Source organism: Streptococcus sp. SCPM-O-B-15304 (M98) (assembly GCF_058200215.1).
Genome location: NZ_JBYQGQ010000004.1, coordinates 123,222 through 137,097, shown reverse-complemented (window position 1 = coordinate 137,097; position 13,876 = coordinate 123,222). Strand labels below are relative to the sequence as shown.

General features: G+C 41.4%; 15 protein-coding genes. 12 read left to right on the top strand and 3 right to left on the bottom strand.

Annotated elements, in window-relative coordinates:
* Nucleotides 1–134: 134 nt before the first annotated feature.
* Nucleotides 135–851, bottom strand: a complete 717-nt coding sequence (locus tag AC3E7H_RS03860) for a GntR family transcriptional regulator (protein ID WP_045762517.1) — start codon at nt 849–851, stop codon at nt 135–137.
* Nucleotides 852–1,175: 324 nt separating this feature from the next.
* On the opposite strand from AC3E7H_RS03860, the gene AC3E7H_RS03855 reads away from it, so the two are divergent.
* The 8 genes from AC3E7H_RS03855 to AC3E7H_RS03820 all read left to right on the top strand — a co-directional run bounded on the left by AC3E7H_RS03855 (nt 1,176) and on the right by AC3E7H_RS03820 (nt 9,062).
* On the top strand, nt 1,176–2,963 hold the full coding sequence (locus AC3E7H_RS03855) for a glycoside hydrolase family 35 protein (RefSeq protein ID WP_490676133.1): 1,788 nt from the start codon (nt 1,176–1,178) through the stop codon (nt 2,961–2,963).
* Nucleotides 2,960–3,436 (top strand): PTS sugar transporter subunit IIB, encoded by a 477-nt coding sequence (locus AC3E7H_RS03850; RefSeq protein WP_070458000.1) that lies wholly within the window; start codon nt 2,960–2,962, stop codon nt 3,434–3,436. Before AC3E7H_RS03855 ends, AC3E7H_RS03850 begins: the two co-directional genes overlap by 4 nt.
* A gap of 26 nt (nt 3,437–3,462) precedes the next feature.
* Nucleotides 3,463–4,368, top strand: coding sequence for a PTS mannose/fructose/sorbose/N-acetylgalactosamine transporter subunit IIC (locus tag AC3E7H_RS03845; protein ID WP_373094634.1), 906 nt, complete (start codon nt 3,463–3,465; stop codon nt 4,366–4,368).
* Nucleotides 4,355–5,176 carry a PTS system mannose/fructose/sorbose family transporter subunit IID gene (locus tag AC3E7H_RS03840; protein WP_000185292.1) on the top strand — a complete coding sequence of 274 codons (822 nt, stop codon included), beginning with the start codon at nt 4,355–4,357 and terminating at the stop codon, nt 5,174–5,176. Before AC3E7H_RS03845 ends, AC3E7H_RS03840 begins: the two co-directional genes overlap by 14 nt.
* Nucleotides 5,177–5,179: 3 nt before the next feature.
* Entirely contained in the window at nt 5,180–5,587 is a 408-nt protein-coding gene (locus AC3E7H_RS03835; protein ID WP_000045704.1) for a PTS sugar transporter subunit IIA, read from the top strand.
* Nucleotides 5,588–5,705: 118 nt separating this feature from the next.
* Complete coding sequence (locus AC3E7H_RS03830) at nt 5,706–6,872, top strand: SIS domain-containing protein (RefSeq protein WP_000888261.1); 1,167 nt, start codon at nt 5,706–5,708, stop codon at nt 6,870–6,872.
* A 10-nt stretch (nt 6,873–6,882) separates the two neighbouring features.
* Nucleotides 6,883–7,878, top strand: coding sequence for a tagatose-bisphosphate aldolase (gene lacD / locus AC3E7H_RS03825; RefSeq protein WP_490676132.1), 996 nt, complete (start codon nt 6,883–6,885; stop codon nt 7,876–7,878).
* Nucleotides 7,879–8,024: 146 nt separating this feature from the next.
* Entirely contained in the window at nt 8,025–9,062 is a 1,038-nt protein-coding gene (locus AC3E7H_RS03820; protein ID WP_320692669.1) for an aldose epimerase family protein, read from the top strand.
* Between the two features lie 41 nt (nt 9,063–9,103).
* Here AC3E7H_RS03820 and rnjA read toward each other — a convergent pair whose 3' ends face one another.
* The gene (gene rnjA, locus AC3E7H_RS03815; RefSeq protein ID WP_000331998.1) at nt 9,104–10,783 is read right to left on the bottom strand and encodes a ribonuclease J1; all 1,680 of its coding nucleotides are present in this window, start codon (nt 10,781–10,783) and stop codon (nt 9,104–9,106) included.
* A 1-nt stretch (nt 10,784) separates the two neighbouring features.
* Nucleotides 10,785–11,018: a DNA-dependent RNA polymerase subunit epsilon gene (locus AC3E7H_RS03810; RefSeq protein ID WP_000639568.1), complete on the bottom strand. Its 234-nt coding sequence runs from the start codon at nt 11,016–11,018 to the stop codon at nt 10,785–10,787.
* A gap of 399 nt (nt 11,019–11,417) precedes the next feature.
* Between AC3E7H_RS03810 and AC3E7H_RS03805 the strand changes: the two genes are divergently transcribed.
* The 4 genes from AC3E7H_RS03805 (at nt 11,418) to tsaD (ending at nt 13,853) form a co-directional block, all read left to right on the top strand.
* Nucleotides 11,418–11,624 carry a hypothetical protein gene (locus AC3E7H_RS03805; protein WP_000487063.1) on the top strand — a complete coding sequence of 69 codons (207 nt, stop codon included), beginning with the start codon at nt 11,418–11,420 and terminating at the stop codon, nt 11,622–11,624.
* A gap of 111 nt (nt 11,625–11,735) precedes the next feature.
* Nucleotides 11,736–12,419, top strand: a complete 684-nt coding sequence (tsaB, locus tag AC3E7H_RS03800) for a tRNA (adenosine(37)-N6)-threonylcarbamoyltransferase complex dimerization subunit type 1 TsaB (protein WP_490676131.1) — start codon at nt 11,736–11,738, stop codon at nt 12,417–12,419.
* Nucleotides 12,416–12,853 (top strand): ribosomal protein S18-alanine N-acetyltransferase, encoded by a 438-nt coding sequence (gene rimI, locus AC3E7H_RS03795; protein ID WP_000569843.1) that lies wholly within the window; start codon nt 12,416–12,418, stop codon nt 12,851–12,853. The genes tsaB and rimI overlap by 4 nt, the downstream gene beginning before the upstream one ends.
* The gene (gene tsaD, locus AC3E7H_RS03790) at nt 12,843–13,853 is read left to right on the top strand and encodes a tRNA (adenosine(37)-N6)-threonylcarbamoyltransferase complex transferase subunit TsaD (RefSeq protein ID WP_000655065.1); all 1,011 of its coding nucleotides are present in this window, start codon (nt 12,843–12,845) and stop codon (nt 13,851–13,853) included. Before rimI ends, tsaD begins: the two co-directional genes overlap by 11 nt.
* Nucleotides 13,854–13,876 lie beyond the last annotated feature (23 nt).

Below are 13,876 nucleotides of genomic sequence, written 5' to 3'. Positions count from 1 at the left end.
TCAATTTTTACTCTGTTTTTAGTAAAATTTCTCCAAATTATAGTTTAAAGTCATTTGATATTTCCTACTAAAAGCTAGCGTGCTATAATGAAAAACAGAAAAGCCTGAAACGATTGTCTCAGACTTTTTAATGTTTAGTGATCGCGATCACATGAGATAAATTTAATCTTATAGAAATCAGAACGTTTGTAAGTTTCAATGTATTCCAACACTTGGCCAGTTGACTCAAGTTTAGTTGTCTTGGTTTGGAGAACAGTTGGGAACTGAGAGTCGATTCCTAGGATAGAAGCAGCATGTTCTGGAGTTGGAAATACAATTTCATTGATTTCTTCAAAATGCTCGTCATTCATGTGAATGTGGTAGTCCAATTTGAAACGATTATAGATAGAACTATAGTATTCAAGATTTGGATAGTTTGCATTGATGTATTGTTCAGGGATATAAGATGTGTGGTAGATATAAGTAACACCGTTAGATTCACGGATACGTTCGATTTTGTAATAAAATTGATCGCCACGCAATCCCAATTTTTCTAAGTAGTTAAGATCGTTACCGCGTTCAATAGAAAGAACAGTGACTTTATCGTCCTTGGTTTCAAAAATTTCTACATCAGAAAATTCTACGAGTTTGTGCTTGCGAGCGCGAGCCACAAAGGTTCCTTTTCCTTGTTGGCGGACAATATAACCGTCTTTAGCAAGGTCGTTTAAGGCGCGAACAACAGTGATTGAACTTACGTCATACATTGCAATCAACTCTGCTTCAGTGTAGAACTTGTCGCCACTTGCAAATTGACCTGAAATGATTTTATTTTTCAATTCATCTTTGATATATTGATACTTTGGAATTGCCATATTTTCACCTCATTTTTTCCTTCTCCATCTTCGATTCTACCATAAATAGTTTGAAAATGATAGTAAATAATGTAAAAAAATAAAATAATATTCTAAGTGATTGACTTACATATTATTTACGGTTATAAACTCATACATTTATGCAATCTAGATCGAAAATATTTAAGAAAAAAATTTTTTACAAGAATTTTAGAAAACAATTCAGTAAAAAAAAGAAAAATTTTAAATAATTTTCGAAAAATCTATTGACAAGATGGATTCATTAGTTTATCATTTAATATAACAACAAATGAAAGCGCAAACGAAAAAGTATGGGGTGGTAAAATGACAAGGTTTAAAATTGAGGATGATTTTTACCTAGATGGGAAACCATTCAAAATTTTATCTGGTGCCATTCATTATTTTAGAATTCCTGAAGAAGACTGGTATCATTCATTGTACAATCTCAAGGCTTTAGGCTTCAACACTGTTGAAACTTACGTCGCTTGGAATTTGCATGAGCCAACTGAAGGAAACTTCAATTTTGAAGGCAATCTTAATATTGAAAAATTTCTTCAGACAGCTCAGGACTTAGGCTTGTATGCTATTGTTCGACCATCTCCCTTTATCTGTGCAGAGTGGGAATTTGGTGGTTTACCAGCATGGCTTTTAACTAAAGACATGCGAATCCGCTCCTCTGATTCAGCCTTTGTTGAAATGGTAGGACGTTACTACGATCATTTACTTCCGCGTCTTGTTTCAAGATTGTTGGACAATGGTGGTAACATCCTCATGATGCAGGTTGAAAATGAGTACGGTTCATACGGTGAGGACAAGACCTACTTGCGTGAGATTCGCCGATTGATGGAAGAACGTTCAGTGACTTGTCCGCTCTTTACATCTGATGGTCCATGGCGAGCAACTCTGAAAGCTGGTACCTTGATTAAAGATGATCTCTTTGTGACAGGGAACTTTGGTTCAAAAGCAAACTTTAACTTCTCGCAAATGCAAGAGTTCTTTGATGAGCATGACAAGAAATGGCCACTCATGTGTATGGAATTCTGGGATGGATGGTTTAACCGATGGAAAGAACCAGTCATCACGCGTGAGCCAGAGGAGTTAGCAGAAGCCGTACATGAGGTACTAGAGCAAGGCTCTATCAACCTTTACATGTTCCACGGTGGAACCAACTTTGGTTTTATGAATGGTTGTTCAGCTCGAGGAACCATCGATTTACCACAAGTAACATCTTATGATTATGACGCTCTTCTTAATGAAGCGGGCAATCCAACTGCTAAATACCTGGCAGTTAAAGAAATGATGGCGACTTACTATCCTGAGTATCCACAATTAGAGCCACTTTACAAAGAGAGTATGGAAGCTGAAAACATTCCACTGGTCGAGAAAGTTTCTCTTTTCGAAACCTTGGATAGCCTGACAAGTCCAATTGAAAGTCTCTATCCTAAGAAAATGGAAGAGTTGGGACAAAGCTATGGCTACCTACTCTATCGTACAGAAGCTAGTTGGGATGCAGAAGAAGAACGCATCCGTATCATTGACGGTCGAGATAGAGCTCAGCTATTCGTAGATGGGAAATGGGTCGCAACTCAGTACCAGACTGAAATTGGAGAAGATATCTTCTATCAAGGAAAAAAGAAAGCGCTCTCTAGATTTGACATCCTTATTGAAAATATGGGGCGTGTCAATTACGGGCATAAGTTCCTAGCAGATACACAACGAAAAGGGATTCGTACAGGTGTCTGCAAAGACCTACACTTTATGCTGAACTGGGAACACTATCCGCTTCCACTAGATAATCCTGAAAAGATTGATTTCTCAAAAGGATGGACAGAAGGGCAACCTGCCTTTTACGCCTATGACTTTGAAGTTGAGGTGCCAAAGGATACCTACTTAGACTTATCTGAGTTTGGTAAAGGGATTGCCTATGTCAATGGCCGTAATCTAGGACGTTTCTGGAATGTTGGTCCAACCTTATCGCTTTATATTCCGCACAGCTATCTCAAGGAAGGTGCTAACCGCATCATTATCTTTGAAACTGAAGGGGAGTATAAAGATCACATACATTTAACTCGTAAACCTACACTAAAACATATAAAGGGGGAAAATTTATGACAATTGTAGGATGCCGTATCGATGGACGTTTGATCCACGGACAAGTAGCAAACCTTTGGTCTGCTAAACTTAATGTTTCACGTATCATGGTCGTTGACAATGAAGTTGTTAACAACGATGTTGAAAAGAGCGGATTGAAGCTTGCAACACCACCAGGTGTAAAACTTAGTATTTTGCCAGTTGAAAAAGCTGCAGCCAATATCCTTGCTGGTAAATACGATAGCCAACGTCTTTTGATTGTAGCACGCAAACCTGACCGTTTCCTCGGTTTGGTAGAAGCAGGTGTGCCACTTGAAACTGTCAATGTCGGCAACATGTCTCAAACACCAGAAACACGTGCGATCACACGTTCTATCAACGTTGTAGATAAAGACGTAGAAGATTTCCACAAATTGGCGGAAAAAGGTGTTAAACTTACTGCTCAAATGGTTCCAAACGATCCAGTTTCAGACTTTTTGAGCTTATTAAAATAGGAAAAAATTTTTAGGAGGTCATTGTTATGATACAATGGTGGCAAATTTTACTTCTCACTCTGTACTCAGCTTATCAAATCTGTGATGAGTTGACGATCGTTTCTTCTGCAGGTTCCCCTGTATTCGCTGGTTTCATTACTGGTTTGATCATGGGAGATTTGACAACTGGTTTGTTTATCGGTGGTAGCTTGCAGTTATTCGTACTTGGGGTAGGTACCTTCGGTGGTGCTTCTCGTATCGACGCAACTTCTGGTGCGGTTCTTGCGACTGCTTTCTCAGTTTCACAAGGTATTGAGACTGACCTTGCGATCACTACAATCGCTGTACCAGTAGCGGCACTTTTAACTTACTTCGACGTACTTGGTCGTATGACTACTACATTCTTCGCACACCGTATTGATGCTGCGATCGAACGCTTTGACTACAAAGGAATCGAACGTAACTACCTTCTTGGTGCGCTTCCATGGGCTGCTTCTCGTGCCCTTCCAGTATTCTTCGCCCTAGCTTTCGGTGGAGAATTCGTACAAGCAGTTGTAAACTTTGTTAAAGAATTCCAATGGGTTGCAGACGGTTTGACTCTTGCAGGTCGTATGCTTCCAGGTCTTGGATTCGCTATCTTGCTTCGTTACCTTCCAGTTAAACGTAACCTTCACTACCTTGCTATGGGATTCGGTTTGACAGCTATGTTGACTGTACTTTACTCATACGTAACAGGTCTTGGTGGAGCAGTTGCTGGTCTCATTGGCACTCTTCCTGCTGACGTTGCTGAAAAAATTGGCTTTGCCAACAACTTCAAAGGTTTGTCTATGATCGGTGTCTCTATCGTAGGTATCTTCCTTGCAGTTGTTCACTTCAAGAACAGCCAGAAAGTTGCTGTAGCAGCACCTTCTACACCATCAGAAAGTGGGGAAATTGAAGATGACGAATTCTAATTACAAACTAACAAAAGAAGATTTTAATCAAATTAACAAACGTAGCTTGTTCACTTTCCAATTGGGATGGAACTACGAACGTATGCAAGCATCAGGTTACCTTTACATGATCTTGCCACAATTGCGTAAAATGTATGGAGATGGAACTCCTGAGTTGAAAGAAATGATGAAAGTTCATACTCAATTCTTCAACACTTCACCATTCTTCCACACAATCATCGCTGGTTTTGACCTTGCTATGGAAGAAAAAGATGGCGTTGGCTCAAAAGATGCGGTTAACGGTATCAAGACAGGTTTGATGGGACCATTCGCTCCTCTTGGAGATACTATCTTTGGTTCACTGGTACCTGCTATCATGGGATCTATCGCTGCAACAATGGCTATCGCTGGTCAACCTTGGGGTATCTTCCTTTGGATCGCAGTTGCAGTAGCGTATGACATCTTCCGTTGGAAACAATTGGAATTTGCCTACAAAGAAGGGGTTAACCTTATCAACAACATGCAAAGCACTTTGACAGCTTTGATTGAAGCTGCATCTGTTCTTGGTGTATTCATGATGGGTGCTCTTGTAGCAACAATGATCAACTTTGAAATTTCATACAAATTGCCAATCGGTGAGAAAATGATTGACTTCCAAGATATCTTGAACTCAATCTTCCCACGCTTGCTTCCAGCAATCTTCACAGCATTCATCTTCTGGTTGCTTGGTAAGAAAGGTATGAACTCAACTAAAGCAATCGGTATTATCATTGCTCTTGCTGTTGGACTTTCATTCATCGGTAAATTCTTACTTGGAATGGGCGCATAATTTATGAGTAAATCATTGATTTTAGTGAGCCATGGACGTTTCTGTGAAGAACTTAAAGGTAGCACAGAAATGATTATGGGTCCACAAGAAAATATTCATGCAGTTGCTCTTCTTCCAGAAGATGGACCAGAAGATTTCACTGCAAAATTTGAAGTTGCTGTCGAAGGTTTGGATGATTTCCTAGTCTTTGCTGACCTCCTTGGTGGAACACCATGTAATGTGGTGAGCCGTCTGATTATGGAAGGTCGTGACATTGAACTTTATGCAGGAATGAATCTTCCAATGGTTATCGAGTTTATCAATGCGAGCCTAACCGGTGCTGATGCAGATTATAAGAGTCGTGCTTCAGAAAGCATTGTCAAAGTTAATGATTTATTGGCTGGCTTTGACGATGACGATGAAGATGAATAAGGTGTAATAACAGAAATACTGTTAGAACATATTTCATAGAATATAAATGGGAATGGGGCTTACTCCCATTCCCATATTTTAAATAAAAAACAATATAATAATAGATTAGAGGAACTCAATGCTAGATTACACAAAAGAAGAATTGCTTGAGTTGGGGGCAGAAATCACAACTCGCGAAATTTACCAACAACCAGACGTTTGGAAAGAAGCTTTTGAAGCTTATCAAGCACGACGAGATGAAATTGCAGCCTTTTTACAAGGAATTGCTGACAAACATGACTACATCAAGGTTATCCTGACTGGTGCTGGAACTTCTGCTTATGTAGGTGATACTCTCGTTCCTTACTTCAAGGAAGTTTATGATGAACGTAAATGGAATTTTAATGCTATTGCGACAACTGATATCGTAGCAAACCCACAAACTTATTTGAAAAAAGATGTGGCGACTGTTTTGGTATCATTCGCGCGTAGCGGGAACTCACCTGAGAGTGTGGCAACAGTTGACTTGGCCAAGTCATTGGTTGATGAACTTTATCAAGTGACTATTACTTGTGCTGCTGAAGGAAAATTGGCTCTCCAAGCGCATGGTGATGACCACAACCTCTTGTTGCTACAACCAGCTGCTTCTAACGATGCTGGCTTTGCTATGACTTCAAGCTTCACTTCAATGATGTTGACAGCACTTTTGGTATTTGATCCAACAGAATTTGCAGTTAAAGCTGAACGTTTTGAAGTGCTTTCTAGTCTTGCTCGTAAAGTTCTTGACAATGTGGCAGATGTGAAAGAGTTGGTTGACCTAGACTTTAACCGAGTGATTTACTTAGGTGCAGGTCCATTCTTCGGACTTGCTCATGAGGCACAACTGAAAATTTTGGAATTGACTGCAGGTCAGGTTGCCACAATGTATGAAAGTCCAGTCGGCTTCCGTCACGGCCCAAAATCTCTTATCAATGAAGATACTATAGTTTTAGTTTTTGGTACTACAACGGACTATACTCGTAAGTATGACTTAGACTTGGTTCGTGAAGTTGCAGGGGACCAAATCGCTCGTCGCGTTGTTCTCTTGAGTGACCAAGCCTTTGGCCTTGAAAATGTTAAGGAAGTAGCGCTTGGCTGCGGTGGCGTTTTGAATGATGTTTACCGTGTCTTCCCTTATATCGTTTACGGTCAGTTATTTGCTCTCTTGACTTCGCTTAAGGTTGGAAATAGACCAGATACACCATCACCTACAGGTACAGTAAACCGCGTCGTTCAAGGTGTCATTATTCACGAGTTTGAAAAATAAGGAAGAATCTATGAGTAAATTAACATTAAGCCCAAATAAACGTGCATGTTTGGAAAAACTCTCTGATGAGAATGGTATCATCTCAGCTCTTGCCTTTGACCAACGTGGTGCTTTGAAACGCCTTATGGCTCAATACCAAACAGAAGAGCCAACAGTAGCTCAAATGGAAGAACTTAAAGTCTTGGTAGCAGATGAATTGACAAAATACGCTTCATCTATGCTTCTTGACCCTGAATACGGACTTCCTGCAACAAAAGCTCTTGATCCAAATGCAGGTCTTCTCCTTGCTTATGAAAAAACAGGATACGATACAACAAGTACAAAACGCTTGCCTGACTGCTTGGATGTTTGGTCTGCAAAACGTATCAAGGAACAAGGTGCAGATGCTGTGAAGTTCTTGCTTTACTATGACGTAGATAGCTCTGACGAACTCAACCAACAAAAACAAGCCTACATTGAACGTATCGGTTCTGAGTGTGTAGCTGAAGATATTCCATTCTTCCTTGAAATTTTGGCTTACGATGAAAAGATTGCGGACGCAGGTTCTGCTGAATACGCTAAAGTAAAACCACACAAGGTTATTGGTGCGATGAAGGTCTTCTCAGAACCACGTTTTAACATCGATGTCTTGAAAGTGGAAGTTCCAGTTAACGTGAAATACGTTGAAGGATTTGGCGATGGAGAAATCGTTCATACACGTGAAGAAGCAGCTGCTTTCTTCAAAGCACAAGACGAAGCAACTAACCTTCCATACATCTACTTGAGTGCTGGTGTATCAGCTAAACTCTTCCAAGAAACTCTTGTATTTGCCCACGAATCAGGTGCAAACTTCAATGGTGTTCTTTGTGGACGTGCAACATGGGCTGGATCTGTTGAAGCTTACATCAAAGATGGAGAAGCAGCTGCTCGCGAATGGCTTCGTACAACTGGTTTTGAAAACATCGATGAACTTAACAAGGTTCTTCAAACAACAGCTACTTCATGGACTGAACGTGTAGAAGCATAGATCAGAAATAGAAGGAATTACTTTTGTTAAGAAAATATTTATGGATTCTTGACAAAGGTGTTTGTAAATCATACAATAAAACCATAGGACGTGAATGCGCTTTCTATGGTTTGTTTACTTAATTGAAATAGAAAAAGGAGAGAAGGATGAAAGCATACACAGAACGTGTATTTGGGAAAGTTGATGGCAAGGATGTCCTCGCTTACCGTTTTGAAACGGAAGCAGGCTATCAACTGGAAATCATGACCTATGGAGCGACAATTTTACGTTATGTAACTCCAGATAAGACTGGCAATTTTGCCAATGTTATCCTAGGTTTTGACGATTTCGAAAGCTATGTGGGAAATAGCCCTAAACATGGAGCAAGTGTAGGTCCAGTTGCAGGTCGTATTGCAGGTGCGACATTTGAACTCAATGGGAAGACCTATGAACTCGAAGTCAACAATGCTAGCAACTGTAACCACAGTGGCTCAACTGGTTGGGATTCTAGCTTGTTTGAGCTAGTCGAAGTGAATGATCATGGTTTGACTCTTTACACAGAAAGAGCAGACGGGACTGGAGGTTTCCCTGGAAATCTTAAGATCTGGATTAGCTACAACTTGGAAGAAAGTGGTGCCTACGAAGTTAGTTACAAGGTAACGACAGACCAGGATACCTTGGTCAATCCAACTAACCATAGCTACTTTAACTTATCTGCTGATTTCACGCAGACAGTTGACCGTCATGTATTCCAACTGAATACTGAAGGTATTTACCCAATCGCTCCTGATGGTGTTCCAGCTAAAACCCCAGATGCTAACCGTGATGTGATCAAACATATCTACAATGGTGCTTTGTTGAAGGATATCTTTGCAGAAGAAGATGAGCAAATCCAACTCGTATCTGGTTTGGACCATCCATTTGCTCTTCCTGCAAGACATGACAATGCTGGATTCCTCTATGACCAAGGTTCAGGTCGCTTCTTGCTCTTCAAGACAGAGGCTCCTTGCTTTGTGGTCTACACAGCAAACTTTGTGGACGAGAGTGTCATCATTGCTGGTCAGCCAATGATTCAGCACAATGGAATTGCTCTAGAAGCGCAAGCTTTACCAGATGCTATTCATAGTGACCTTAAAGATCAAGTCATTCTCAAAGCAGGTGAAACTTTCACCAGCAAAACTCGTTATGAGCTTATCGTGAAATAACAAAAATTCTCTGAAGTCATAGGATTTCAGAGAATTTTTTCTTATTCTTCATCTGGTGTGAGAATCATCGGAATGATGATTGGTTCACGTTCAGTATTTTCGTAAAGGAATGGTCGAATGGCATTTACTATGGCGCCATTGACAGATTGGATGCTGGCATCTTTGTTTTTCAAAGCGATACGAATAGCATTGAAAAGGATGCGTTGGCTTTGACGAATCAAGTCACCAGATTCGCGCATGTAGACAAATCCACGGCTGAGAATATCTGGTCCAGATAGGATCATCTGAGACTTGAAGTCAACGGTTGCGACAGCAAGTACGACACCATCTTCAGATAGATCGCGACGATCTTTAAGCACAGCTGCACCGATTTCACCGATACGATTTCCATCGACGTAGATGTCTTGGGCATTGAAGTGGCCTGCGATACGGGCAGAGTTTGCAGTGAGGGCAAGCACATCACCATTACTCATGATAAAGATATTGTCCTTCTCTACGCCAGTATCTACGGCAAGTCCAGCGTGGACTTTCTGCATGCGGTATTCACCGTGAACAGGCATGAAGTATTTTGGCTTAATCAAGCGGAGCATGAGTTTTTGCTCTTGCTGACCACCGTGTCCAGAAGTATGGATGTTGTTAATTTTACCATGGATAACTTCAACCCCAGCTTCAGAAATGATGTTAATCAATTTGTTGACGCTAGTGGTGTTTCCTGGAATTGGGCTAGATGAGAAGATGACAGTATCGCCAGGTTGGAGTTGCACTTGACGGTGAGTTCCGTTAGCGATACGAGAGAGAGCGGCCATAGGCTCACCCTGACTTCCCGTACAGAGGATAAGAATCTCACCCGCAGGATAGTCTTTGATTTCATTTGGCTCGATGAAAGTTCCCTTAGGAGCCTTGATGTAACCAAGCTCAATCCCGTTGACAATGGCCTTTTCCATAGAGCGTCCAAAGACAGCAATCTTACGCCCTGTCTTAACGGCAGCTTCCGTTGCTTGCTGGAGACGGAAGATATTTGAGGCAAAGGATGCAAAGATGATACGTCCTTCGATACCTTGGATAATCTTCATAATCGACTGGCCGACAACCTTTTCAGAGTTTGTAAAGGTTGGTACTTCAGCATTGGTCGAGTCAGAGAGTAAGCAAAGCACTCCATCTTCACCTAGGGCTGCCATACGGTGCAAGTCTGCAGGTTCCCCAACTGGTGTAAAGTCAAACTTGAAGTCTCCCGTACAAACGATTTTCCCTTGAGGGGTATGGATGACGATTCCCAATGGCTCTGGAATCGAGTGGGTTGTTCTAAAGAAAGTTGCTTTAAGATTTTTAAAAGTCAACTCCGTGTTGTGGTTGATTTCGTGAAGTGTAGCATTGCGCAAAAGTCCATGCTCTTCGAGTTTTCCACGGATTAAGGCAAGGGCCAGTGGACCAGCATAGATAGGGATGTTTGCTTGCTTGAGCAAGAAGGGAATCCCTCCGATATGGTCCTCGTGTCCGTGTGTAATCAAGAGAGCCTTGACGCGGTCGATATTTTCTACAATATAAGAGTAATCAGGGATAACGTAGTCGATACCAAGTAGGTCATCCTCAGGGAATTTAATCCCTGCATCAACGATGATGATTTCGTCTTGGTATTCGATACCATATGTGTTTTTTCCGATTTCTCCTAGACCACCAATGGCAAAAACGCCAACTTCTTCTGGTTTAAGAGTGTAGGCCATATTAGAACTCCGTAATTTCGAATGCGCCAGTTTCTTTTTCGTAGTCTAGCAATTTGTCAGACAAGAGTTCGATATACTCGATATTATATTCTGGACGATTTTCTTCGACAAGTTGGCGAGCAGCGATACGTCCTTCAAGTTCTGAACTAGCATCGATGTCTAAGTATAGTGAGCGTGTTGTTTCACGACGTGGGCTACGGTCTTTTGTTTCTTGATAAAAAACTTTGTAAATCATATGTTTCCTTTCTGTTTTCAGGTCAGCTATATTCAAAAATGCTCAGTTTGAAGCTAGTTTGATTCCAGTTCATTTTTTGTCTTCATTGACCTTGATTCGTTACAATTATCTCAATTATAACATAAAAAGAGGAATTAGTAAAAGCAGGAAACATGAAAGTAAGGAGCTTGAAATGGGTTTCATTATACCTTGTATAAGTATTTGAAGACATCCGATTCAAGTGCTATAATAAAGTTAGAAAAGAGGTTTTTCTTGATTAAGGAGGACTAGCTATGCTTGATTTTATGTTTCACCTATTTGGATGGAAATTCTACATATTGCTACAACTGCTTGGGCTCCTTTTCGTTAGATGATGATTTTGAAATATTTGCCTTTAGAATTGGAGAAAGGGGGCTCTCTATGTTTCAACTAGCTATCGCGATTCGTCTCTTGATATTTGCTGTTTTTGTTGCTTGTGTTTACGGTGGCAATCTACTATTTGTTCGGTTGGAACATAGAAAAACAGCTATACACTGGAAAATTCTCTTTGTAACACTGTATTCCATTTTCCTCCTTCTTGTAACCTATGTGGTCTGGCTTGTATTTTACTTTGGTTTGAATGCTTAAGTTCTTGTCCTGCCTGTTTGGCAGGGCATTTTTGGTTTCAAAACAAAGAAAATTCCCATGTGTCGGCTTTTGTAGTATAATAGTAAACAGACAAAAAGATAGGAATGTGTTATGAAAGTATTAGCTTTTGATACGTCCAGCAAGGCTCTTTCTCTTGCTATTTTAGAGGACAAGCAGCTTCTTGCCGAGACGACAATCAATATCAAAAAAAATCACAGTATTACCCTTATGCCAGCCATCGATTTTTTGATAGCTAGTCTAGATTTGACGCCCAAAGATTTGGATCGAATCGTTGTAGCAGAGGGGCCAGGTAGCTACACAGGTTTGCGAATCGCGGTAGCAACTGCCAAGACATTGGCTCATACCCTGAACATTGAGTTAGTGGGGATGTCTAGCCTTTTGGCTCTGGTACCAAGCCAGCAAGTAGGTCTTGTAGTACCTTTGATGGATGCGCGTCGCAACAATGTTTACGCAGGATTTTATGAAAATGCTCAGCCTGTCTTTCCAGAGGCGCATCTGTCCTTTGCAGAAGTTTTGGAGCAAGTCAAAGATGCTGAACAAGTCACTTTTGTTGGTGAAGTGGGAGCCTTTGTGGAGCAGATTCAAGAACAACTACCACAGGCTAACTATCAGGAAACCTTGCCAAATGCAGCGAATCTAGCCCTCTGGGCTTGGGATAAGGAAGCAGACTCCTTGCATGACTTTGTGCCAAATTACCTCAAGCGTGTAGAAGCTGAGGAAAACTGGCTTAAGAATCACACCGAGTCTGGCGAGTCTTACATTAAACGCCTATGATAGAAATTAAACGAATCCAACAACAGCCTGATTTGGCACAAGTCATCTATGCTGTCATGGTAGATGTATACCCAGTCAGTCCTTGGACTCTGGAACAAATCCAAGCAGACCTGTCCCAAGACCAGACCTGGTATGCTCTAGCTTATGATGGGGAAGAAGTGATTGGCTTTCTAGCTGTGCAGGAGAATCTATTTGAAGCAGAAGTCCTGCAAATTGCTGTCAAAAAAGCCTATCAAGGTCAGGGAATCGCGTCAGCCTTGTTTGCTCAATTAACGACAGATAAGGAGATTTTCCTCGAAGTCAGAAAGTCAAATCAACGAGCACAGGCATTTTATAAGAAAGAAAGAATGGCAGTCATCGCTGAGAGAAAGTCCTACTACCATGATCCAGTTGAGGATGCCATTATCATGAAGAGAGAAATAGATGAAGGATAGATATATTTTAGCATTTGAGACATCCTGTGATGAGACCAGTGTCGCCGTACTGAAAAACGATGACGAGCTCTTATCCAATGTCATTGCTAGTCAAATTGAAAGTCACAAACGTTTTGGGGGCGTAGTTCCTGAAGTGGCTAGTCGTCACCATGTTGAGGTCATTACAGCCTGTATCGAGGAGGCGCTGGCAGAAGCAGGGATTACAGAAGAAGATGTAACAGCTGTTGCGGTTACTTATGGACCAGGCTTGGTCGGAGCCTTGCTTGTTGGTTTGTCAGCTGCCAAGGCCTTTGCTTGGGGACATGGACTTCCGCTGATTCCCGTTAACCACATGGCTGGCCACCTCATGGCAGCTCAAAGTGTGGAGCCTTTGGAATTCCCCTTACTAGCTCTATTAGTCAGTGGTGGACACACAGAGTTGGTCTATGTTTCTGAGGCTGGTGATTATAAGATTGTTGGTGAAACCCGTGATGATGCGGTTGGTGAGGCCTATGATAAGGTCGGACGTGTCATGGGCTTGACCTATCCAGCAGGTCGGGAGATTGATGAGTTGGCTCACCAAGGTCAGGATGTTTATGATTTCCCACGTGCCATGATTAAGGAAGACAATCTGGAGTTTTCATTTTCAGGTTTGAAGTCTGCCTTTATCAATCTTCACCACAATGCCGAGCAAAAGGGAGAAAGCTTGTCCAAGGAAGACCTATCTGCTTCTTTCCAAGCTGCAGTCATGGATATTCTCATGGCAAAAACTAAAAAAGCCTTAGAGAAATACCCTGTTAAAACCCTCGTTGTAGCTGGTGGTGTAGCAGCAAACAAAGGATTAAGAGAACGCTTGGCAGCTGAAATCACTGACGTCAAGGTTATCATTCCACCTCTGCGTCTTTGCGGGGACAATGCAGGCATGATTGCCTACGCAAGCGTTAGTGAGTGGAACAAAGAAAACTTTGCAGGATTGGAGATAAATGCCAAACCTAGCCTCGCTTTTGATACTATAGAATAAAGAGTTAGCCTAGAGTTAACTCT

Coding starts and splice junctions, on each gene's coding strand:
- AC3E7H_RS03860 (WP_045762517.1), bottom strand. CDS start 851: ATGGCAATTCCAAAGTATCAATATATCAAAGATGAATTGAAAAATAAA.
- AC3E7H_RS03855 (WP_490676133.1), top strand. CDS start 1,176: ATGACAAGGTTTAAAATTGAGGATGATTTTTACCTAGATGGGAAACCA.
- AC3E7H_RS03850 (WP_070458000.1), top strand. CDS start 2,960: ATGACAATTGTAGGATGCCGTATCGATGGACGTTTGATCCACGGACAA.
- AC3E7H_RS03845 (WP_373094634.1), top strand. CDS start 3,463: ATGATACAATGGTGGCAAATTTTACTTCTCACTCTGTACTCAGCTTAT.
- AC3E7H_RS03840 (WP_000185292.1), top strand. CDS start 4,355: ATGACGAATTCTAATTACAAACTAACAAAAGAAGATTTTAATCAAATT.
- AC3E7H_RS03835 (WP_000045704.1), top strand. CDS start 5,180: ATGAGTAAATCATTGATTTTAGTGAGCCATGGACGTTTCTGTGAAGAA.
- AC3E7H_RS03830 (WP_000888261.1), top strand. CDS start 5,706: ATGCTAGATTACACAAAAGAAGAATTGCTTGAGTTGGGGGCAGAAATC.
- lacD (WP_490676132.1), top strand. CDS start 6,883: ATGAGTAAATTAACATTAAGCCCAAATAAACGTGCATGTTTGGAAAAA.
- AC3E7H_RS03820 (WP_320692669.1), top strand. CDS start 8,025: ATGAAAGCATACACAGAACGTGTATTTGGGAAAGTTGATGGCAAGGAT.
- rnjA (WP_000331998.1), bottom strand. CDS start 10,783: ATGGCCTACACTCTTAAACCAGAAGAAGTTGGCGTTTTTGCCATTGGT.
- AC3E7H_RS03810 (WP_000639568.1), bottom strand. CDS start 11,018: ATGATTTACAAAGTTTTTTATCAAGAAACAAAAGACCGTAGCCCACGT.
- AC3E7H_RS03805 (WP_000487063.1), top strand. CDS start 11,418: ATGTTTCAACTAGCTATCGCGATTCGTCTCTTGATATTTGCTGTTTTT.
- tsaB (WP_490676131.1), top strand. CDS start 11,736: ATGAAAGTATTAGCTTTTGATACGTCCAGCAAGGCTCTTTCTCTTGCT.
- rimI (WP_000569843.1), top strand. CDS start 12,416: ATGATAGAAATTAAACGAATCCAACAACAGCCTGATTTGGCACAAGTC.
- tsaD (WP_000655065.1), top strand. CDS start 12,843: ATGAAGGATAGATATATTTTAGCATTTGAGACATCCTGTGATGAGACC.